This window comes from Streptomyces sp. Ac-502 (assembly GCF_045222935.1).
Taxonomy (GTDB): domain Bacteria; phylum Actinomycetota; class Actinomycetes; order Streptomycetales; family Streptomycetaceae; genus Streptomyces; species Streptomyces monomycini.
This window is the reverse complement of record NZ_JBHFFO010000001.1, coordinates 2,936,997-2,956,540: the sequence shown is the minus strand read 5'-3', so window position 1 is coordinate 2,956,540 and position 19,544 is coordinate 2,936,997. Positions and strand designations below refer to the sequence as shown.

16 protein-coding genes and 5 pseudogenes are annotated in these 19,544 nt (G+C 72.3%); 8 read left to right on the top strand and 13 right to left on the bottom strand.

The genetic code is table 11. The features are described 5' to 3' along the window. Positions 1-44: 44 nt before the first annotated feature. The 3 genes from ACEXOX_RS13370 to ACEXOX_RS13360 form a co-directional block, all read right to left on the bottom strand. Positions 45-311 (bottom strand): hypothetical protein, encoded by a 267-nt coding sequence (locus ACEXOX_RS13370; protein WP_406520748.1) that lies wholly within the window; start codon positions 309-311, stop codon positions 45-47. A gap of 67 nt (positions 312-378) precedes the next feature. Further along, the gene (locus ACEXOX_RS13365; RefSeq protein WP_406520746.1) at positions 379-831 is read right to left on the bottom strand and encodes a hypothetical protein; all 453 of its coding nucleotides are present in this window, start codon (positions 829-831) and stop codon (positions 379-381) included. Positions 832-1,320: 489 nt separating this feature from the next. Further along, positions 1,321-1,779, bottom strand: coding sequence for a hypothetical protein (locus ACEXOX_RS13360; protein ID WP_406520745.1), 459 nt, complete (start codon positions 1,777-1,779; stop codon positions 1,321-1,323). A 579-nt stretch (positions 1,780-2,358) separates the two neighbouring features. On the opposite strand from ACEXOX_RS13360, the gene ACEXOX_RS13355 reads away from it, so the two are divergent. Further along, positions 2,359-3,267 carry an ABC transporter ATP-binding protein gene (locus ACEXOX_RS13355; RefSeq protein WP_406520744.1) on the top strand — a complete coding sequence of 303 codons (909 nt, stop codon included), beginning with the start codon at positions 2,359-2,361 and terminating at the stop codon, positions 3,265-3,267. Beyond that, a complete protein-coding gene (locus ACEXOX_RS13350) occupies positions 3,264-4,172 on the top strand; it encodes a hypothetical protein (RefSeq protein WP_406520742.1) in 909 nt (302 codons plus the stop codon). The genes ACEXOX_RS13355 and ACEXOX_RS13350 overlap by 4 nt, the downstream gene beginning before the upstream one ends. Before the next feature lie 171 nt (positions 4,173-4,343). Here ACEXOX_RS13350 and ACEXOX_RS13345 read toward each other — a convergent pair. Both ACEXOX_RS13345 and ACEXOX_RS13340 read right to left on the bottom strand, forming a co-directional pair. Continuing rightward, a pseudogene (locus ACEXOX_RS13345) lies at positions 4,344-4,742 on the bottom strand (flavoprotein); the annotation flags it as partial. Further along, positions 4,739-5,779, bottom strand: coding sequence for a hypothetical protein (locus tag ACEXOX_RS13340; RefSeq protein ID WP_406520740.1), 1,041 nt, complete (start codon positions 5,777-5,779; stop codon positions 4,739-4,741). The pseudogene ACEXOX_RS13345 and the gene ACEXOX_RS13340, both read right to left, overlap by 4 nt. A gap of 517 nt (positions 5,780-6,296) precedes the next feature. On the opposite strand from ACEXOX_RS13340, the gene ACEXOX_RS13335 reads away from it, so the two are divergent. Then, positions 6,297-6,632, top strand: a complete 336-nt coding sequence (locus tag ACEXOX_RS13335; RefSeq protein ID WP_406520738.1) for a hypothetical protein — start codon at positions 6,297-6,299, stop codon at positions 6,630-6,632. Between the two features lie 174 nt (positions 6,633-6,806). On the opposite strand, the pseudogene ACEXOX_RS13330 reads toward ACEXOX_RS13335, so the two are convergent. From ACEXOX_RS13330 to ACEXOX_RS13320, 3 genes and pseudogenes are all read right to left on the bottom strand, one after another. Continuing rightward, positions 6,807-8,055 (bottom strand): annotated as a pseudogene (locus ACEXOX_RS13330) (TerD family protein). A gap of 103 nt (positions 8,056-8,158) precedes the next feature. Beyond that, positions 8,159-8,431, bottom strand: a complete 273-nt coding sequence (locus ACEXOX_RS13325) for a GlsB/YeaQ/YmgE family stress response membrane protein (protein ID WP_406520736.1) — start codon at positions 8,429-8,431, stop codon at positions 8,159-8,161. Between the two features lie 133 nt (positions 8,432-8,564). Beyond that, on the bottom strand, positions 8,565-9,374 hold the full coding sequence (locus ACEXOX_RS13320) for an NAD-dependent epimerase/dehydratase family protein (RefSeq protein ID WP_406520734.1): 810 nt from the start codon (positions 9,372-9,374) through the stop codon (positions 8,565-8,567). 343 nt (positions 9,375-9,717) lie between these two features. On the opposite strand from ACEXOX_RS13320, the pseudogene ACEXOX_RS13315 reads away from it, so the two are divergent. The 4 genes and pseudogenes from ACEXOX_RS13315 to ACEXOX_RS13300 all read left to right on the top strand — a co-directional run bounded on the left by ACEXOX_RS13315 (position 9,718) and on the right by ACEXOX_RS13300 (position 13,149). Continuing rightward, a pseudogene (locus ACEXOX_RS13315) lies at positions 9,718-10,664 on the top strand (5-dehydro-4-deoxyglucarate dehydratase). A gap of 37 nt (positions 10,665-10,701) precedes the next feature. Then, positions 10,702-11,934 carry a hypothetical protein gene (locus tag ACEXOX_RS13310; RefSeq protein WP_406520732.1) on the top strand — a complete coding sequence of 411 codons (1,233 nt, stop codon included), beginning with the start codon at positions 10,702-10,704 and terminating at the stop codon, positions 11,932-11,934. Positions 11,935-11,954: 20 nt separating this feature from the next. Beyond that, on the top strand, positions 11,955-12,224 hold the full coding sequence (locus tag ACEXOX_RS13305) for a hypothetical protein (protein WP_406520730.1): 270 nt from the start codon (positions 11,955-11,957) through the stop codon (positions 12,222-12,224). A gap of 16 nt (positions 12,225-12,240) precedes the next feature. Beyond that, on the top strand, positions 12,241-13,149 hold the full coding sequence (locus ACEXOX_RS13300; protein ID WP_406520728.1) for a hypothetical protein: 909 nt from the start codon (positions 12,241-12,243) through the stop codon (positions 13,147-13,149). Positions 13,150-13,184: 35 nt separating this feature from the next. Here the strand turns inward: ACEXOX_RS13300 and ACEXOX_RS13295 are convergent, their stop codons facing one another. The 5 genes and pseudogenes from ACEXOX_RS13295 to ACEXOX_RS13275 all read right to left on the bottom strand — a co-directional run bounded on the left by ACEXOX_RS13295 (position 13,185) and on the right by ACEXOX_RS13275 (position 17,803). Next, positions 13,185-13,877 (bottom strand): class F sortase, encoded by a 693-nt coding sequence (locus tag ACEXOX_RS13295; RefSeq protein ID WP_406520726.1) that lies wholly within the window; start codon positions 13,875-13,877, stop codon positions 13,185-13,187. 88 nt (positions 13,878-13,965) lie between these two features. Beyond that, positions 13,966-14,472: a hypothetical protein gene (locus ACEXOX_RS13290; RefSeq protein ID WP_406520724.1), complete on the bottom strand. Its 507-nt coding sequence runs from the start codon at positions 14,470-14,472 to the stop codon at positions 13,966-13,968. Positions 14,473-14,812: 340 nt separating this feature from the next. Continuing rightward, positions 14,813-15,436, bottom strand: coding sequence for a response regulator (locus ACEXOX_RS13285; RefSeq protein WP_406526329.1), 624 nt, complete (start codon positions 15,434-15,436; stop codon positions 14,813-14,815). A 223-nt stretch (positions 15,437-15,659) separates the two neighbouring features. Continuing rightward, positions 15,660-16,844 (bottom strand): annotated as a pseudogene (locus ACEXOX_RS13280) (sensor histidine kinase); the annotation flags it as partial. Between the two features lie 188 nt (positions 16,845-17,032). Continuing rightward, positions 17,033-17,803, bottom strand: coding sequence for an IclR family transcriptional regulator (locus ACEXOX_RS13275; RefSeq protein WP_406520723.1), 771 nt, complete (start codon positions 17,801-17,803; stop codon positions 17,033-17,035). 190 nt (positions 17,804-17,993) lie between these two features. Between ACEXOX_RS13275 and ACEXOX_RS13270 the strand changes: the two are divergent. After that, positions 17,994-19,540: pseudogene (locus tag ACEXOX_RS13270) on the top strand (aldehyde dehydrogenase (NADP(+))). The last annotated feature ends 4 nt before the right edge of the window (positions 19,541-19,544 follow it).

Genomic DNA, 19,544 nt, shown 5'->3' with positions numbered 1-19,544 from the left:
GAAGGGCGCGGTGTAGGACGAATGCGGCGGGCCTGCGAGCGCGCCTATCCGTGATTGAGCCAGAACAACAGGCCGAAGGCGCCGAGGAAGACGACGGCTACGACTCCTCCGGCTCTCGGACGCCGGCGCACTATTGCGCAGCGCGCGTAACCCGCGACGACGACGGCCCAGCCGAGGGCGTACAACCCCCACCCCAGGGCTCTGCCGGTGTCGTCCCGCACGATGCGGAACGACAGGTATGCCAGCATGACGAGAACGACCGATGCTGACCACAGCGCGTCTTCGCCTTTTTGCCGGCGGGACTTGGGCATGCGTTCCTCCACTGCTGCCGGTGCCGGGCACCCCCAGGAGGACTGCCCGGCACCGGTGGGACGGTTCTTACTGGCCGGTGAGCCAGCCGATCAGCTCATCGAGGACCATGCCGGGGGACGCCTTGATGACCCACTTGGCCGGGTTCCAGTTGGACAGGCTGTTCACCCAGCGGTTGAAGGCGTCGGTGCCCCGCTTGGCCGCGGCGATGGCCGGCTTGAGGAGGTCACCCGACTTCTTGAGCAGGGCCTTGAGGGCTTCGACCTTGGCGCTCGCGTGCTGCGCCTCGTCGACCCGCTGTGCCGCGGCGGCGAGTTCGGCGATCTGCTCGGCGGTCAGGTTCGCCTCGCCGTTGGTGGCGGTGGCCGGGGAAGCGGCCTTGTGGGCCGCGAGCTCGGCCGCGGTCAGGGCGGGCGTGGCCGCGTGACGGCTGTGCTCGACGGCGTTCGCCGCAGGGGCGGCGACGCCGAGAGCCACAGCGGCGACAGCGGTGCTTGCGGCGATCCGCAGGCGCTTGTTCACGTTATCCTCCGTGATACAGGGAGGTGGGCGGGGCGGTACCGGTCAAAGTTCTCCTCCGCCCACCTGTCTGGTTGTGTACATGCCGATCCGGCCGGCGATCGTGCGTCCGCCCGTTCGGTGGTTCGGCCGGGTGCGGTTCCCTGGTCAGAGCACCATGCGTCCGACCAGGAACAGCGCGGCCAGAGCGAGGGCCGCCAGGAGTCCCCGTTCTCCGGGGAGCGCAGCGCTGCGCGCACGCTGTCCGCGATCCGTCGGTACGACAGGCGCAGTGAGTCTCCGAGCGGCATGGGTGTGCCGATGACGTCGGTCAGGAAGTAGAGCGCGAGAGGGCTGATGACGGCCGCGCCCACCAGGGCCGGAGCGGACTCGGCGAAAATTCCCAGCAGGACCAGGAAACCGATGCCCGCGGCCCACAGGGCGCACCGCGCCTTCGCCGGCCAGGCGAAGCCCTGTCGGTCCCGTTCACTCATGAGCCATCACCGGCCCGGGTCAACGGGTGCGGGCCGGTGCGCTGAAGAACTCCAGAATGGTGTTGATGAACGCCTGCATCTCGCTGGGATCGCGAGCCAGCTTGGTCGTCTTCAGGTATTCCTTCAGCGCGCCCGCGCCGTTCTTCGCGGCCTTGATGGCGCCGGTGACGACACCGGCGCCATACTTCCAGACCAGCTTGGCGACCTTCACGGGCCACGCGTGCTGGGCATCCGCCATCGCCGGGTGCTGAGACGTCGCCCCGGAGAGCGACTCGGCGAAGTCGTGCCGCGCATGCGGGGCGCCGGGGAAAAATGCCTCGGCGAGCTCGTCGGCCGTCGGGTTGTCCGGCAGCTTCTCGACGGCCGCCGCGATGCGGTCGGCCTCCGTGTCGGAAACAGGAAGCGCCGTCGCGGACTGCGACTGCGTCCGATGGGCTTCCATAGCTGAAGCCATGGGCGCCGAAATGCCGAACGCCACGGCGGCGACGGCAACAGTGGCGGCCGTACGAAGGTGCTTACGGTTCACGTTGTACCCCCTTTTATGGAAACGACTTTGGCAAGTCATGGAGCCCGAATGGATTCCTGGCTTTACCTGCTGTCAATTTCCCGACTGGTCAGGCCGGGACGAGATGACTGTCCATGGTCCAGACCAATAATTTCAAGCCGCAGCGGCTTATTGTGACTCAGCTCACCCTGCTAACCCAAGCTCGACGCACCCCCGTGGCATCGTTTCCATGGTCATTATGGCCTCACGCAGCATCAATGAAGGCCTTGGGTTGCCATCACGGCAAGCCCCGCCTGTCTGCCCGAGACGCAAATCCCCACCGGAGACGCGGCGGCGGCGCCCTGCTCACACTGAGTGACCTATCTCTCAACCGCTTATGAGGAGTTGCATCGCTTGGCGAACGCATTGGAGAGTCTTTACGACGCTCCTCGATGAGGTCGGCGAGAGGTGCCGCAAATTACCCTCCCGTGCAAAGCGGTTGAGGCGGCCTCGCGTTCCTCGTTCACCCGGTACACCCATAAGGCTCCCCATGGAAAGCCGAAAACCCGTTTCATGAACAACATCGCCGCGCTTGCCGCCTGCGATCTCAGCAAGTCGTACAACGGCAGGACCGCCGTGGACGACGTGTCTTTGACGCTGTCGGCCGGAAGCGTGACCGCATTCCTCGGCGCCAACGGCGCGGGCAAGACCACCGCCCTACGCCTGATGCTCGGTCTGCTGAAACCCGACACGGGCCACACCCTCTACGGAGGCCGACCTCTGCACGCCTGGCGGGACCCGGCCCGGGTGGTCGGTGCCGTCATGGGTGGCGTTGCCGGCCACCCCAAACACACGCTGCGCGACCACTTGCGCATGGTCGCCGCCGGCGCGGGGGCCGACGACGAGATGGTGGGCGCGGCCCTGGAGCGTGTCGGCCTGACGGCCGCCGCCGGCCAGCGGCTCGGGAAGCTGTCCCTGGGCATGGGGCAACGCGCCGGCATCGCTCAGGCGCTGATCGGTGACCCGGCCGTGCTGGTGCTCGACGAACCGGTCAACGGGCTCGACCCGCACTCGATCCACTGGTTGCGTACTCTTCTGCGCCAACTGGCCGATGACGGCAAGGCCGTTCTCATCGCCACTCACCTGCTGGCCGAGGTCGAACAGCTCGCCGACCAGGTCACCGTGCTCGCCCAGGGCCGCGTCGTCGCACAGACCACGGCCGCCGAACTGGGCGACCGGGCCACCGGTCACGTCGTCGTCCAGGGGCCGGACCTCGACCGGTTGCTCCCACTGGTGCGCCGGCACGACGCCGTCCTGGAACCCACCGGGCCAGGCAGCGCGCGCGTATCCGGCATCGACCGCTTCCGGATCGGCGACTACGCCGCCGAGCAGGGCATCCCCCTGCACTGGCTCGAAGAGCGCAGACCGTCATTGGAAGAGTTCTATCTCTCCGTCGCACAGCAGGAGTTCGCAGCCCGGTGAATCCCCACGCGCCCGCCACGCCGCCCACCCCGGCCTCACCACCTCTCACTGCCCCCACTTCCCCCGCCCCCACGTCCCTCATCACCGCGCTGCGGCGAGCGATGCGATACGAGATCCGGCGGCTCCGGGGCCTGACCTCCACCCGGATCGTGCTGGGACTCCTGTGCGCGGTCAGCATCCTCAACGGCATCCTGCTGCGGACGGACCTGCCCACGGCACCCGACGGCGCCCCGCTGGCCATCGGCCCTGCCGACCTGGCCGACTGGCTCCAGCACAGCCCCACCGCCCAGCAGGTCCCGCTGAGCGCCTTGTTGCTCGTGTTCGTATTCGGCACCGGCCCTGTCGCCGGCGAACTCCGGTACGGGACGGCACGCACCACCTGGCTGACCGTGGGCAGCCGCGGCATCGCCTACACGGCCAAGCTCATGGTCGGTGTCGCCGCCGTCATCGGCGCAGCCGTCCTGAGCCTCATGCTCCAGAGCGCGGTGGGCGCGACCACGCTCGCCCTCACCGACGCTCCCCAGCCGGCCTGGAGCGAAGCCGGCGGCCCGGTGCTGCGCTACCTCCTCGTCATGGGCTGCTGGCCCGTCCTGGGAGCCGGCCTCGCCGCGCTGCTATGCAGCCGGGTCGCCACCGTCCTGGCCCTGACGCTGTGGCCGATCCTGGCCGAGCGACTGACCGGGCTCCTGCTCGGCAAGCTCCCCGGCCTCGGCGGCATCACCGAGGTCCTGCCGTTCGCCGCGGCCCGGGCCGCGATGCGCGCGGAGCGCGGCACCGACCCGTTCACCCAGGCCCTGGTCGGCAGCTCCCTGCCCGCCGGAGCCGCTACGGCACTGTTCGTTCTCTTCACGTTGGCCGTCGGCGCGCTCGGCTGGTTCGCCTACGCGCGACGGTCCACCGCGTGACGTGACGCCGTACGGCCGGCGCTCCTCGCCCGCCTCACCGACCGCGTCCAGCGCCAACCGCCACGGATAATCGTCCAACCGCTCACCACCGGTGCCGGGCGTGTGCGGCTCCCAGGCGCCCGGCCCGTACAGCACACGCACCCCCAGGTCGCGCAGCACCCGCACCGAGCGCCGGGTGGCCGGGTGCGCGTCGAGGGCCGTGGACCAGAACGGCAGCGCGACCACCGGCAGCCCGAGCCCGACGGCTTCGGTGAGCAGGCCGAGGGCGTAGGTGTCGGCGATGCCGGCGGCCCACTTGTTCACGGAGTTCATCGTCATGGGCGCGACGATCACCGCGTCGGGCGGCGGATTGCGCTTCGCCTCGCCCGCCCGGCGCCAGTCACTCCGCACAGGCCGACGGGAGACGTCCTCCACCGCGGCCACATCCAGAAACCCGCCCGCCTCGGCCGCAGGCGTAGCGATGACACACACGTCCCAGCCGTCGGCCACGGCGCCTTCGACCAGGCGGACGACTCGGGCAGCGGGACCGGCCGCGCACACGATGATGTAGAGCACTCGCGGTGTGCTCATACCGGCACCTGCGCCCGGTGCGCCAGCGAGCGGAGCAAGGGAGCGCGCCCGGCGCGGTCACGTTGCAGCAGTTCCCCGATCAGTTCCCGCGTCACAGTACGGGACCGTACCTCCTCCGGTGCGGCCTTCTCCGCGGCCAGCAGCGCACGGACCGCTGCTTCCGTACGGCCGCAGGCGTGCAGAGCACGTGCTACGTCCGACCAGTACGTTGCTCGTCTCTCGGCCACCGCGAGCTGCTTGGGGATCACGGCCCGCGCCGCTTGCAGGGCGCAGCCTGCGTCACCGAGCGCGAGAGCGATGGACAGACGGTGCAGCGCCACGTTGTTCGCTCCGAACGCTGTCCACTGACGATTCGTCGCTTCTTGCAGCAAGGCAGCGGTACGTTCGGCTTCGTCGAGCAACTCCGCTGCCGCGTCCCGGTCCTCGCCCAGCGCGGCAGCCCACGCTCCGCGCAGCAGCAGCGCGCCGAAGACCGCGACGTTGTCGGGTGCTGATCTGCACACCCGCCCACCGAGACGATCGACACCGGTTACTGCCACGCGCACCGCTTGTTTTCGGTGGCCGACGGCGGCGACGGCATGGGTCAGGATCCGGTATGCCGAGGCGATCGCTGCCGGGTTCTCGGTCCGCCGGGCGGCTGCCGCTGCCTTCTCGGCAGCGATCCAGGCTGATGCCGGGTCGTCGTACTTGAGGAGCAAGGTCGCTGCCACGTGGTAGGCATGGACCGCAAGCAGATCCATGGCTCGTTGCTCGGGCAGTGTGGTCCCGGGACACTCGAACCGGGTCAGCAGAGTGGGCAACTGCCGCGTGAGCCGCGCGTAGCCACATGCCTGAACGAGGCGCTTGGCTTCCGCGAGGTCCCGGTGCAGCGCATCGATGGTGCGCGGTTCCTGCTCGCTCACCGTTCCGGTGAGGACGTCCCGGATGCCGTCCAGCGGATCAGAGCCGGGGGTGGGCAGCACATCGTCGGGGCCGGTGGGGATCGCCGCCGAGCCGGCCACGGCAAGGGAGTGGGATACGAAAGTCCGTCGTCGCATGTCTCCTTCGTTCTGGGGCGGCGCGGAAGTTTCGTTCGCCTCAGGAGGCAGAGGCCGGACGCGGCGCCGGAAACCGAGGGTTTCTGGCGGGCACCCGAAGAGAGCTGTGAGTACGGACCGTGCCGTGGGGTGGGGCCAGCCCGGAGTCAGGGACTCCCACCGCCGTACTTGGCGCACCGTCACCGTCGTGTCGATGCCCAGCTCGAACGCCTTGTCCTGGAAGGCGATGACGAAATCGACCTGGGTGTGCAGGCCCGCATTGATACGGGCCCTGACAAGAGCTGGGTTACCCGGGGGCCTGGCATGGCGAACCTCCGTGCTGTGTCTCGGCCCAGAGTACGGGCGCGGAGGGGTGGCCAAGACATGAATGTCCTGGCGAATGTCCGCAAGAATTGCCTTCTGCGCTGCCTCGTACTTGAGCACTGGACGCGGTGTTCTTGGCAGCATGATGATTCCCGCGAAGAGCAGTGCCTCCGCCTTCCTCCCCGACTGGGTTCCCCGTGGAGCGGGATTGCGAGTGGTGCGTGACGTGGCCGCGCTCGGCGTGGATGTCGTCTGGCTGCCACTGTCAACGGGAGAGCGGGTCCTGAGGCAGTTGGGTGGCGGGTCCGGGGCGGTCATCGAGGATCACCGGTGTCCGGCCGGGTTGTGCTGGGTGGTGCCCGCCGGTATGGCCGGTGGGGTGCGGCTGCCGTTGTGGGGTGACGCGGGGGTGGGGGCGGCCCTGTATGTGCCGGGGCTGGAGATGTGCAGTGAGCGGCTGCGGTGGCGGGTGCGGCCGGAAGCGGGGGCGTTGGTCACGAGTGCGGTGGCCTTGCGGGCGGCTGTCATCGCCGTGGAGGGCGCGCTGTGATCGGGTGTGCGGACTGCGGTTCCGTACGGGACGTGACCGTCATCGGTACCGTGCACGCGGCCAGTGGGGGTGGGGCCGATGTCGGGCTGTGTGCGGGGTGCGACGAGAAGCGGGAGAAACGGCGCAGGGGCGGCACCCGCTCGCGCGGGGCCGCCCCTGGTGGGAGTCAGGCGGTCAGAGTGCCGCGCCGCCCGGTTTGACCATGCCGCGGACGGTGCGGGAGTCGACGAATTCGCCCAGGGCGGTCATCTCCCATTCGCCGGAGAACTGGCGGATGAGTTTGGCCATCATCACGCCCGTGCGCGGTTCGGAATGGGTGAGGTCGAAGCGGACCAGTTCTTCGCCGGTCTGGGCGTCGAGCAGGCGGCAGTAGGCCTTGGCGACGTCGGAGAACTTCTGGCCGGAGAAGGAGTTGACCGTGAAGACCAGGCCGGTGACCTGCGGGGGATACCGCCGAGGTGGACGGTGATGGCCTCGTCGTCGCCGGCGCCCTCGCCGGTGAGGTTGTCGCCGGAGTGCTGGATGGCGCCGTTGAGGATCTGGAGCTTGCCGAAGAAGCAGTTGTCGACCTTCTTGCGGTCCGGGCCGTAGGCGATCACGGACGCGTCCAGGTCGATGTCCTTGCCGCGGTAGGCGGGCTCCCAGCCCAGGCCCATGCGGACCGAGGAGAGGAGCGGTTGGCCGCCCTTGACCAGGGAGACGGTCTGGTTCTTCTGGAGGTTGACGCGGCCCTTGTCGAGGTTGATCTTGCCGGCGCCGGGCATGGGAGCCGCGGCAGGAGCGGAAGCGGGCGCGGCTGCCGCGGGCGGCGGGGCCATGGGCGCCGGGGCGCCGGTGGGCGGGCCCCACTGGGCGGCGGGCGGGGCGGCGGGGGTGCCGCCGGCGCCGCCGGAGGGGCTTGCGGGGCCGGGGCCGGGGCCGGGGCGGCCGGTTCCTCGACGCTGACGCCGAAGTCCGTGGCGATGCCGGCCAGGCCGTTCGCATAGCCCTGACCGACCGCGCGGACCTTCCAGGCGCCGTTGCGCCGGTAGATCTCGACGACCACGAGGGCGGTCTCCGCGCCGAGCTGGGGCGGGGTGAAGGAGGCGATGACGCTGCCGTCGGCGGCGTTGCGGACCGTGCCGGTCGGTTCGGTGCCGGCGAAGGTGGCGCCGGGCGCGTCCAGGCTGGCGGTCACGACGATCTTCTCGATGCCGGCGGGCACCGCGGCGGTGTCCACCGTGATCGTGTCGCCCGCGCCGGACGCGCCGGACGTGTGGGTCACGCCCGGTCCGGCCGGCTGGTTGTAGAACACGAAGTCGTCGTCGGAACGCACCTTGCCGTCGGCGGTGAGCAGCAGGCCCGACACATCGAGCCGCACGGGCGCGGTGACGTCCACCGCCACCCGCGGGGCGGTGAGCGGGAGGTTCGAGCCAGGAGTCATAGCGGTCATGCCGGGGATAACGAGTGGCCTTCCTTTGCGGTTCCATTACCGAGAGCCGGACGGGTCCGGACGGAGCAGGACGGGGCTGCCGCCCCGTGAGGGGTCAGCGCCGTTCGCGGCTGTTGCCGAACAGCAGGCGGTAGGCGATGAGCAGGACCAGGGAGCCGGCGATGGCGGCGATCCACATCGACGGCTCGAAGAAGTCCTTCGGGATCGGCTTGTCCAGGAGCTTCGTGGAGAGCCAGCCGCCTATGAAGGAGCCGACGATGCCGATGAGGGTGGTGCCGACGAGGCCGCCCGGGTCCCGTCCGGGCAGCAGGACCTTGGCGATGACGCCTGCGATCAGTCCCAGTACGAGCCAGCTGACGATACCCATGGTGCGTTCCTCGTTTCCTGCGCGGTTGCGCAAATGATTGATACGTAGACAAGGACGCCTGGAGGGTGGGGTGGGGTTGCGTCGGTGGCTGTCGGGTCGTGGCGCGGGCACCTCCGTCCGGGCCGCGGGGTTCTCAGTACGGCCAGATGGGCGGATCGACGCAGAAGGAGCCGCCCAGGTGGGCGTGTTCCGGGTTGTCGGGGTCGAGGGCGCCGTGCGCGGCGAGGAGGTCGGCCGCGTACGGCTCGGAGTCGTCCTGCGGCACGTAACCGAGCGAGCGGGCCGTGGTCAGGTCCCACCAGAGGCGGGTGTTGGCGGAGGAGCCGTAGACCACCGTGTGGCCGACGCCTTCGGCGGTGAGCGCGGCGTGCAGCAGGCGCGCGCAGTCCGGCGGGCTCAGCCAGATCGACAGCATGCGGACGGTGGTGGGCCGCGGGAAGCAGGAGCCGATGCGGACGGAGACCGTCTCGATGCCGTGCAGGTCCCAGTAGAGGGAGGCGAGGTCCTCGCCGAACCCCTTGGAGAGGCCGTAGTACGTGTCGGGGCGGCGCGGGGTGTCCACGGGGATCGCGCCGGAGCCGTCGGCGGGGCGCGGGGTGAAGCCGACGGCGTGGTTGGAGGAGGCGAGGACGACGCGGCGGACGCCTTCCTCGCGCGCCGCCTCGTAGAGGTTGTAGGTGCCTTCGATGTTGGCGCGCAGGATCTTCTCGAAGGGGGCTTCGAGGGAGATCCCGGCGAGGTGGACGATCGCGTCCACGCCGCGCACGGCCTCGCGGAGGGCTTCCTCGTCGGCCAGGTCGGCGGTGACGGCGTCCGGCGCGTCGTCGATGGTCCGCTGGTCGAGGAGCCGGAGCCGGTAGCCGTACGGGGGCAGCAGTTCGCGCATCAGGGTGCCGAGGCCGCCGGCGGCGCCGGTGAGCAGGACGGTGCGGGGTGCGGGCATGGGGCTCCTCCGGGCGGGCTCGGGCGTACGGCTTCATCCGGGCTCGGGTGTACGGCTTCATCCGCGGACGGCGTTCAGGTAAGTGGACGATCGCAGTCACCGTAGGAAGGCGCGCCGGACAGGGTCAAGGTGCTTGACGGCCGGTGAAGTGTGGTTGTGGGGGCGGGGATTCGGGGGTGGCGCGGTCGCTCCGGGTCCTTGACCGGGCCGGAAGTGCTGCCCTAGCGTGAGCGTGTTCATGAGTATGGGCGCCAGTCAAGGACGTGTACGTGCATCTGTGGCGGCGACACCACGCCCGTACACGCCTCCTTCACGAGCATGTCGAGCCTGTCAGGGAGAGCCCGTGACCTCAGCCCCGCCGCTCGCCGAGCGCCTCGACGGACTGCTGTTCTTCCCCGTGACCGCGTACGGCCCCGACGGCGCTCTGAACCTGGCCGCCTTCCGCGCCCATGTGCGCGCCGGTGTCGACGCGGGCGCGGCCGCCGTCTTCGCCTGCTGCGGTACGGGCGAGTTCCACGCGCTGACCCCGGAGGAGTTCCGGGACTGTGTGACCGCCGCCGTCCAGGAAGCGGCCGGGCGGGTCCCGGTGCTGGCCGGCGCCGGGTACGGCACCGCGCTGGCCGTACGGTACGCCCGGCTCGCCGAGGCGGCCGGCGCCGACGGGCTGCTGGCCATGCCGCCGTACCTCGTCCTCGCCGACCAGGCGGGCCTGCTGCGGCACTACACCGACCTCGCCGCAGCCACCGCGCTGCCCGTCATCGTCTACCAGCGCGACAACGCCGTCTTCACCCCGGAGACCGTGGTCGCCTTCGCGCGCACCCCCGGCATCATCGGCCTCAAGGACGGCCTCGGCGACCTCGATCTGCTGCAACGGATCGTCAGTGCGGTGCGTACCGAGGCGAGGGGGAGAAGTTCCTGTACTTCAACGGGCTGCCGACCGCCGAGCTGACCGGCCTCGCCTACCGCGGGCTCGGCGTCCGCCTGTACTCGTCGGCCGTCTTCGCCTTCGCCCCGGAGATCGCCACCACCTTCCACCGTGCCTTCGAAGACGGCGACGACGTGACGGTCGGCCGGCTGATCGACGGCTTCTACCGGCCGCTGGTCGAGCTGCGCAACCAGGGGCGGGGGTACGCGGTCTCGCTGGTCAAGGCGGGGGTACGGCTGCGCGGGACGGATGTCGGGCCGGTCCGGCCGCCGCTCGGGGAACCGGCGCCGGAGCACGTCGAGGCGCTGGCCGCGCTGATCGGACAGGGCCTGACGCTGGCCGGCGCTCCGGCGGACGGCCGGTGATGCGCGCCGCCGAGTTCGCCGCAGCGGACGGCCGGTGATGCGCGCCGCCGCGTTCCTCTACCCGTGGGACGTGGTCGGCGACCCGGACGCCGCCCGCCGCGTCGCCGACCTCGGTGTCCAGCAGGTCACCCTGGCCGCCGCCTACCACTCCACCCGGGCGCTGACCCCACGTCACCCCCGCCACCGCATCGTCACCGCCCGGCACTCGGCCGTCCTGTACCCGTCTGACCCGGAGCGCTGGGCGGGTCGCGCCCTGCGCCCGTACAGGCAGGACTGGGTGGCGGATCCGGACCCCTTCGGCGCGGCGGCGCGGGCGCTGGCGGATGCGGGCTTGGAGGTGCACAGCTGGGTCGTACTGGCTCACAACACGCGCCTGGGCACCGAGCACCCCGCCATCGCCGTACGCAATGCCTACGGTGACCGCTACCCCTGGGCGCCCTGCATTGCCCGGCCCGAGGTGCGTGCCTATCTGTGTGACCTGGCCGCCGAGGCGGCGGTACGGCCCGGCGCGCGCGGCACCGAGCTGGAATCCTGCGGCTGGTACGGGCTGGCGCACCTGCACGCCCACGACAAGACCTGCGGCGTGCCGCTCTCCGGCGCTGCTCAGTACCTGATGTCGCTGTGCTTCTGCGAGGTCTGCGAGGCGGACTGCACGGCGCTGGGCGTGCCGGCGCGGGAGGTGCGGGGCGCGGTCGTACGGGCGCTGGAGCCGGTGTGGGCGGGCGCGCACGGAGGCGGGGCGGGCGAGGGGCGGGCGGGGGAGTGGCGCGAAGTCGAGCGGCTGCTCGGCGGCGAGCTGTCGGGGCTCGTACGGCGCCGGCGCGACGATGCCGCGCGCACACTCCGGCGGGAGGTCGTCGCGGCCGTACGGATCGCCGCCGACGACGGTTTCCGCGTGCTGCTGCACACCGATCCGGCCGGGCACCGCTGCGGGGCGAACGCGGGCGCCGATCCGGCGGACGTCCTCGCGCACGCCGACGGGGTGGTGGTGCCGTGCACGGGCGACGACGCGGCCCGTACGGACGCGCTGGCGCCGTTCGCGGGGGTACGGGCCCGCTCGGCCACGCTCCCGGACACGCCCGCCTCCGTCGTCGCCGCCAACCTCACCGTCGTCACCGCGATGGGCGGCCGCCCCGGCTCCCTCGCCGCCGATGCCGCGCACGCCGCCGCTCTCGGCGCCGACGAGCTGCGGCTGTATCACGCGGGCCTGGCGGGCGACGGGGACCTGGCGGCCGTACGGCGTGGGCTGGCGGCCGTACGGAAACGGTAGGGGACGCTGACAGCCGTACGGTGACGGTGGAGGCCGGCGGCCGCGCCTACAGGTGCCGTCCGCCGGGGGCGAAGAGCCCCGTACCGCCATGTGAAGACCACCGCGCGAAGACCGCCCCGCCCGTTCCGCTCCGCCCGCTCCGCACGGTGATCTACTACAACGCGTTCCGTTTCGCGGCCGTGCTCCTCGCCGTACGGCCAGGGCCGCGCGCCGGAGAAGCCAACGTGCCCGTCGCCGCCGGCACCCGCGAGCGCACCGCGCGCACGACGGCGGGCACGACCACGAAATGACCCTGGAAGGAACGCCATGACACAGCGCATCCTCGACCTCGACCGGGAAGAACTGGCTTCTCTGCGGGGCCGGGAGCTGACCGAGGCGGTCGCCGCCGCCGAGGGCCGCACGATGGTCGCCGAGGTCTTCGCCGAGCGCGCGGCGCTCTCCCCGCACCCCGACGGCCACGCGGGCGTGCACAACATGGAGCTGGTCTCCGCCTTCGGCGCGGACATCGTCGTCCTCAACCTCATCGAGCGGGCCTGGGACGGGGAGTGTCTGCGGCTGCCCGGGCTGGGCACCTTCACCAGCTTCGCCGACCTCGCCTCGTACGTGGGCCGCCCGATCGGCGTCAACCTCGAACCGGGCGACGTGCCGGAGATCCGCCGGGCCGGGCCCGAGCAGGCCCGCCGCCTGATCGACATGGGCGCCGCCCTGCTCTGTCTGACCGCCAACCCCGGCACCGGCGGCAGCTTCGACGGCCTGGCCCGCGTCACCGACGAACTGCGCCGGGGCCTCGGCGACGACGTGGCGCTGTGGTCCGGCAAGATGCACCACGCGGGGCATCCCGAGCGGGTGACCGCCGGACGGCTGACCGCGCTGGTGGACGCGGGCGCCGACGGCATCGTCCTGCCGCTGCCCGGCACCCTGCCCGGCCTCACCAAGGAGCGGGCCGCCGAGGCGGTCGCCGCCGTCCAGGACGCGGGCGCGGTGGTGATGGGGGCGATCGGTACGAGCCAGGAGGGCGCGCACGCCGACATCGTTCCCCAACTGGCGCTGACGGCCAAGGAGATCGGTGTGGACGCGCACCACTTCGGGGACGCGTTCCTGCCGGGCATGTGCGACCCGGAACTGCTCTACGCCTACTCCGTGGCGGTCCGCGGCCGGCGCCACACCTGGAAACGGATGGCGCTCAACGGGCGCGGGAACCGCATCCCCGGCTGAGGCCGGGAAAAAGGGAGGGAGGCGCCGGGGCGGGCTCAGCCGTCGCTCGCGCGTGGGGCCGGTTCGCGCTTCGTACCGGTCAGGTGGCCAAAGACCACCACGTTGCCCAGGTACTCCTGCCGGGCCTTGCTGTAGCCGCCGCCGCAGGTGATCAGCCGTAGTTCGGGGCGGGAAGCCGGTGCGTAGACCTTCTTGTCGGGGAAGTCCTCGCCGTCGTAGACCTCGACGGCGTCGACGGAGAAGAGCGCGGTCCGGCCGTCCGCGCGGACGATCTCCACCGTGTGGTTCTTCTTCAGGGAGCCGAGGTTGTAGAAGACCGCGGGCCCGGAACGGTTGTCGACGTGGCCCGCGATCAGCGAAGTGCCGGTGGTGCCGGGCGTGTTGCCGTCCGCGTACCAGCCGGCGAGGTTCTTGTCCTCCTGCGGCGGGGTCGCCAGGCCGCCGCTCTCGTCGAGACCGAGGCGCGTCAGCGGCGCGTCCACGCCGACCGACGGGATACGCACCCGCAGGGGCCGGGCGGCCGGCATCGGCGGAGGCGGCGGGGCGGGGGCCGCGGACGGCCCGGGGTGCCGCGGGCCCGCGGCGAACCCCTGGTCGGCGGAGGGCTGCGGCGGCGGCGCCTGGGCCTGGGCGCCGTGGCCCATCAGCCAGATGCCGGTGCCCATCGCGCCCGCGGTGAGCAGGGCTATGAGGCCTTGGTCGCCGCGGCGGCGGGTGGTGTGTGCCATGGCTGTCGTGCCTCCGGGAGCCGGGTGTCCGGGTGCGCTGCGGACCGCCGGGCCGCCGGACCGGTCGCGTCCGACGGCCCGCGAAGGATCAGGCCGAGCCGTCCGCGCGACGGCGGCGCACCATCCACACGCCACCGGCGGCGGCCGCCAGCAGTACGCCCGCACCGGCGACGATCTCCGTGGTGCCGGAGCTCTCACTGGTGGTGCCCAGACCGGTCTTCGTCTTGCCGTGCGGGGTGGTGCCGGCGGTGACCCGCACCGTGCCGGAGATCTCCGTCCCGTTGGCGCACTTGCCGCCGATGCCGTAGTTGCCGGGCTTGGTGGCGGCCGATACCCGCACGGAGCCCTGCACGTTTTCGGTGTGCGTCTGGCCCTTCGACGACAGCGTGATCCGGCCGGCGCCCAGAGTGCTGGCGTCGACGGTGGCCGAGCCGTTCTTGCCGCAGGCGCTGCTGTTGAGGTTGACCGAGTTGCCGGCCTTGACCGGGTTGGGCGTCACCTCGATGCTGCCGGTGGCCGCGAAGGCCGCGGAGGTGGACAGGCCGAGGGCGGCGACGGACAGCGCGGCACCGGTGAGAACGCGAGTGGAACGCATGGGACGAACCTCCACGAGGCACGGACCGCGGCACACCGCAGCGCCGCAAAGGAAGTTGGGGGAGTTCCGCGCCTCCTGCAATCGAGGTAAACGGCCGGGCGCGCCGGAAGCCTGTTGACGCGATGTCAGAACTCCCGCGCACGGTCGGCGTGTCGCGCATGATCGGGTACGTTTTGGCAGGTCAGAGGCTGGGTGGTCGTGACGTTCGGTGACGTTACGGATTGGGTTGAACGGGTGACGGATATTTCGCGCGGAATGTGGTAGTGGCGCTGCGTAATCGAGTGTCACGGAGGGTGGCCGGCTGTCCCTCGGAGCCGGTCCGCCGCCCCCCCCCCGCTCCTCATCCCGGCCGGACGAACCCGCTCTCGTACGCCGCGATCACCGCCTGGGTCCGGTCCCGCACCCCCAGCTTGGCCAGCACCCCCGCGACGTGCGTCTTGACCGTCGCCGGGCCGACCGCCAGCCGGTCCGCGATCTCCGCGTTCGTCAGGCCCTTGGTCATCAGCCGCAGCACATCCGCCTCACGGTCGGACAGGCGCGCCCGCAGGGCCCGCGCCGACTCGCGCGCGGCCCGCGCCCCCGCGTACCGGGCGGCCAGCTCCCGTACCGCCGCCGGGAACAGCAGCGAATCGCTGCGTGCCACCATCCGCACCGCCTGCACCAGGTCCTCCACACCGGCCCGCTTCAGCAGGAAGCCGCTGGCGCCGGCGCGCAGCGCGTCGTACACGTACGCGTCGTTCTCGAAGGTCGTCACCACGACGATCCGCGGCGGGTCCGGCATGGCCGCCAGCACCTGTTCGGTCGCCCGGATACCGTCGATCTCCGGCATCCGTACGTCCATCAGCACGACGTCCGGCCGCAGTTCGCGGATCAGCGGTACGGCCTCGGCGCCGGTGGCCGCCTCGCCGACGACCTCCATGTCCGGCTCGGCGCCGAGGATCGCGCGCAGCGCCGTACGCACCATCCGCTCGTCGTCCGCGAGGACGATGCGCAGCGGGGGAGGGGCGGCGTCGGTACGGGTGTCCGGGCGCCCCGTGTCCGTGCCGATACGGGGGTTCGGGCGCCCTTCGTCCGTGCCGGTACGGGGGTCCGGGCGTCCCTCGTCCGTGCCGGTACGGGTGTCCGTGCGCCCCTCGCCCGCGTCGGTGCGAGCGTCCGCGCGCCCCGGGTCCGTGCCGCTCACCGGGACGCCCCCAGGGGAGCCGTACGGCCAGCCGCCATACGCCGTCCCGGCCCGCGGCCCGGGCCTCGCCGCCCAGCAGGCGGGCGCGTTCGGCGATGCCGGGCAGGCCGCGACCGCCGCCGGGGCGGGGTGTGCCCGCGGCCGTGTCGCTCGGCGTGTCCGCCGGGTCTCTCCGCATGGGGTTCTCCACCGTGATCCTCAGTTCGTCGGCATCCAGGGCGATCCGCAGCCGGACCGGTACGGCACCGGCGTGCCGCAGCGCGTTGCTGAGACCTTCCTGCACGATCCGGTACGCCTCCCTCGACACCAGCGCCGGCAGCCGCCCGCACTCGTCGTCGACGTCCGCGTCGATCCGCAGCCCGGCGGCGCGGGTGCGGTCCAGCAGCGCGTCCAAGGCGTCCAGCGCCGGTGCGGGCGCGTCGGCCGGGCCGTCCCCGTCCTCCCGCAAGATCCCCAGTACGGTGTCGAGTTCGGCGACCGCGCTCCGGGTGGTCTCCTCGATGGCCAGCAGCGCCTGCCGCGCGAACTCGGGGTCGGCGTCGAGCACCCGGCGGGCCGCGCCCGCCTGGAGAGTGACCGCGCTGAGCGCGTGCCCCACGGAGTCGTGCAGCTCGCGGGCGAGCCGGTTGCGGGAGGCGAGGTCGGCGGCCCGGCGTTCGGCGGCGGCCAGCCGGTCGGCGGGCGTGCGGCCCAGCAGTACGGGCGCCAGACGGGCCAGCAACCGGCCGCCCGCCCACGTGGCGCCCGCCACCAGGGCGAGCAGGCCGAGCCCGGCCAGCGGGCCGAGCGCGCCCGCCAGCTCGGGCCAGCCCTGCTCCTCGTGCCGCAGCGGGTCCGCCACCGGCAGGAGGATCAGCACCACGGCGGCGGGCGGTGCCGACAGCGTCAGGCCGCTGACGATGCCGCCGGCGGCCAGGTGCGCCGCGAACCACAAGGCTGTACGACGCCGGGCCGCCCACGAATCGGCAGGCTCCTCGGCCAGTTCGGCGGTCACCGCCGGGGGCAGGCCGCACAGCGTCCGGGTCGCGGTCGACTCCAGTGTGCGCAGTACCGGGAAGAGCAGCGCGCTGAGGGCGCCGAGCGGCAGCGCGGCGCCGAACGCGGCGAAGTGCCACAGGAAGTCGGAGAACGGGTTCACGCCGCTGACGAACAGCGGCACGAGGACCGTCGCCAGGAGGAAGTACGGCATCAGCAGGGCGCCGCCGAGGACGAGATGCACCCAGCGGCCGAGAAACAGGCGCGCGCCGCTTGCCGGCGATCCGCCGGGCGTCGCCCCCGACTTCCGGTCCGACGTCGCACCGGCCCGTGAACCGGATGTCACACCGCCCCCTGAACCCGATGTCGCACCTGGCTTCGAACCGAACCTCAAGCTGATTCTCAAAGGTGTCGCGTCGCCAGTGTCAGCCGGTCCCGCGCGTCGAGCAGCGCGTCCTTGATCAGCTGCTCGTGCCCCGGGCTCAGCCGGGCCACCGGCACCGAGCAGCTGACCGCGTCCCGCGCCGGGGTGCGGTACGGGACCGCCACGCCGAAGCAGCGCAGGCCGAGCGTGTTCTCCTCGCGGTCGACGGCGTACCCCTGCTCACGTACCAGGCGCAGCTCCTCGATGAGCCGTTCGCGGTCGGTGACGGTGTGCTCGGTGAGAGCGTCGAGCTTCTCCGGGAGGAGTGCCCGTACCTGGTCGTCGGTGTACGTGGCGAGCAGCGCCTTGCCCAGGGACGTGGAGTGGGCGGGCAGCCGACGGCCTACGCGGGTGAACGGGCGCAGGTAGTGCTGGGACTGGCGGGTGGCCAGGTAGACGACGTTGGTGCCGTCCAGCCGGGCCAGGTGGATGGTCTCGGTGGTGTCGTCCGCGAGCCGGTCCAGGGTGGGGCGGGCGGCGGCCACCACCTCGTCCCCGTCGATGTAGGAGGTGCCGACCAGCAGGGCGCGGACGCCGATGCCGTACCGGGTGCCGGTGGCGTCGGTCTCCACCCAGCCCAGCTCGACGAGGGTGCGCAGCAGCATGTAGAGGCTGGACTTCGGGTAGCCGACGGCCTCCTGGACGGAGGCCAGGCTGTGCATCCCGGGGCGGCCCGCGAAGTACTCCAGCAACTCCACCGTGCGCACCGCGGACTTGACCTGCGCTCCGGTGGTCTCGGCAGCGGGCATCGGCCTTGACCCCTCAGTTCGGACAGCCATAGAGTCCCGGCGGACGTCACATTCACCAGCTGGGACAGCGTTCAGCATAGCGAACGGCGTCCTGGACGCGACAAGGGTTCGCCGGGAGGAATGCGCGGTGGCAGCAGCACCAGTCTGGAGTGTCGACCCCCGTACCGGGAAGCGGCGCGAGCAGGTCGCGGTGGAGGCCACGGCGGCCGAGGTCGACGCCGCCGTACGGGCTGCCCACGACGCCCGGGGAGCGCTCGCCGACCGCCGCGTCCGGGCCGCCCTGCTGCGGCGCGCCGCCGACCTGCTGGACGGGGCCGCGGAGCGGATCGTCGAGGCCGCCGAAGCGGAGACCGCGCTCGGCCCCGGGCGGCTGACCGGTGAACTCGGCCGTACGACGTACCAGTTGCGCGCGTTCGCCGACGCGGTCGACGAGGGCGCCTTCCTCGACGTACTGATCGACCACGCCGACCCCGCGCTCACCCCGCCCCGCCCCGACCTGCGCCGCTACAAGATCCCGCTCGGCGTCGTCGCGGTCTACGCGGCCAGCAACTTCCCGCTCGCCTTCTCCGTGCCCGGCGGCGACACCGCCAGCGCCCTCGCCGCCGGCTGCCCGGTCGTCGTCAAGGCCCACCCCGACCACCCGGCCACCTCGGAACTGAGCGCCGCCCTGCTGCGCCGCGCCGCGACCGAAGTCGGCCTGCCCGCGGGCGTGATCGGACTGGTGCACGGCTTCGAGGCGGGCATCGAGCTGGTCCGGCACCCGCTCGTCGCCGCCGCGGGCTTCACCGGATCGGTACGCGGCGGACGCGCCCTGTACGACGCGGCCGCCGCCCGCCCGCACCCGATCCCCTTCCACGGCGAACTCGGCAGCCTCAACCCGGTCGTGGTCACCGAGGCCGCCGCCGACGAGCGCGCCGAGCAGATCGGCACCGGCCTGGCCGCCTCGATGACCCTCGGCACCGGCCAGTTCTGCGTCAAGCCGGGGCTCGTCCTGGCGCCGCGCGGCCCGGCCGGAGACCGCCTGGAGCGCTCCTCACCGAGGCGGTCAGCACCACCGAGGCCGGGGTGCTCCTGGACCACCGGATGCGCGACGCCTTCCTCGACGGCGTACGGGAACGGGCCGCGCTGCCGGACGTGCAGGCGCCCGTGACGCCCGGCGCGGGCGGCGAGCACACCGTCAGCGCGGGCTTCCTCACCGTCCCGGCGGCCCGGCTCGCCGAGAACGGCGGCACCCACGACCTGCTCCTGGAGGAGTGCTTCGGGCCGGTCACCGTCCTCGCGCGCTACACCGACGACGCTGAAATCGGCGCCGTACTGGCCCGGCTGCCCGGCAACCTCACCGCGACGCTCCAGCTGGGAGCGGCGGAGTGCGCGGGCGAGGACGGGGCGGCGGACGCGGCGGAGGACGGAGCCGGAGGCGGGGACGGTACCGGACGAGGCGCCTCCGCCGGCCGTACGGGCCGGGGCGCGCGCCTGCTGGCCGCGCTCACCCCGCTCGCCGGCCGGGTGCTCGTCAACGGCTGGCCGACCGGCGTCGCCGTGGCCCCCGCCCAGCACCACGGCGGCCCCTACCCGGCCACCACCTCCACCGCCACCTCCGTCGGCGGCACGGCGGTCGAACGCTGGCTGCGGCCGGTCGCCTACCAGGACACCCCGCCCGCCCTGCTCCCGCCGGAGCTGCGCGAGGACAACCCGCTGAACCTGCCCCGCCGAGTCGACGGCCGCCCCGAAAGGTGACGTA

What these genes read in the sequence shown, in the direction of transcription:
- ACEXOX_RS13370 (WP_406520748.1), bottom strand. Translation starts at nt 311, where the DNA reads ATGCCCAAGTCCCGCCGGCAAAAAGGCGAAGACGCGCTGTGGTCAGCA.
- ACEXOX_RS13355 (WP_406520744.1), top strand. Translation starts at nt 2,359, where the DNA reads ATGAACAACATCGCCGCGCTTGCCGCCTGCGATCTCAGCAAGTCGTAC.
- ACEXOX_RS13340 (WP_406520740.1), bottom strand. Translation starts at nt 5,779, where the DNA reads ATGCGACGACGGACTTTCGTATCCCACTCCCTTGCCGTGGCCGGCTCG.
- ACEXOX_RS13325 (WP_406520736.1), bottom strand. Translation starts at nt 8,431, where the DNA reads ATGGGTATCGTCAGCTGGCTCGTACTGGGACTGATCGCAGGCGTCATC.
- ACEXOX_RS13320 (WP_406520734.1), bottom strand. Translation starts at nt 9,374, where the DNA reads ATGCCCGCACCCCGCACCGTCCTGCTCACCGGCGCCGCCGGCGGCCTC.
- ACEXOX_RS13310 (WP_406520732.1), top strand. Translation starts at nt 10,702, where the DNA reads ATGCGCGCCGCCGCGTTCCTCTACCCGTGGGACGTGGTCGGCGACCCG.
- ACEXOX_RS13300 (WP_406520728.1), top strand. Translation starts at nt 12,241, where the DNA reads ATGACACAGCGCATCCTCGACCTCGACCGGGAAGAACTGGCTTCTCTG.
- ACEXOX_RS13295 (WP_406520726.1), bottom strand. Translation starts at nt 13,877, where the DNA reads ATGGCACACACCACCCGCCGCCGCGGCGACCAAGGCCTCATAGCCCTG.
- ACEXOX_RS13290 (WP_406520724.1), bottom strand. Translation starts at nt 14,472, where the DNA reads ATGCGTTCCACTCGCGTTCTCACCGGTGCCGCGCTGTCCGTCGCCGCC.
- ACEXOX_RS13285 (WP_406526329.1), bottom strand. Translation starts at nt 15,436, where the DNA reads ATGGTGCGTACGGCGCTGCGCGCGATCCTCGGCGCCGAGCCGGACATG.
- ACEXOX_RS13275 (WP_406520723.1), bottom strand. Translation starts at nt 17,803, where the DNA reads ATGCCCGCTGCCGAGACCACCGGAGCGCAGGTCAAGTCCGCGGTGCGC.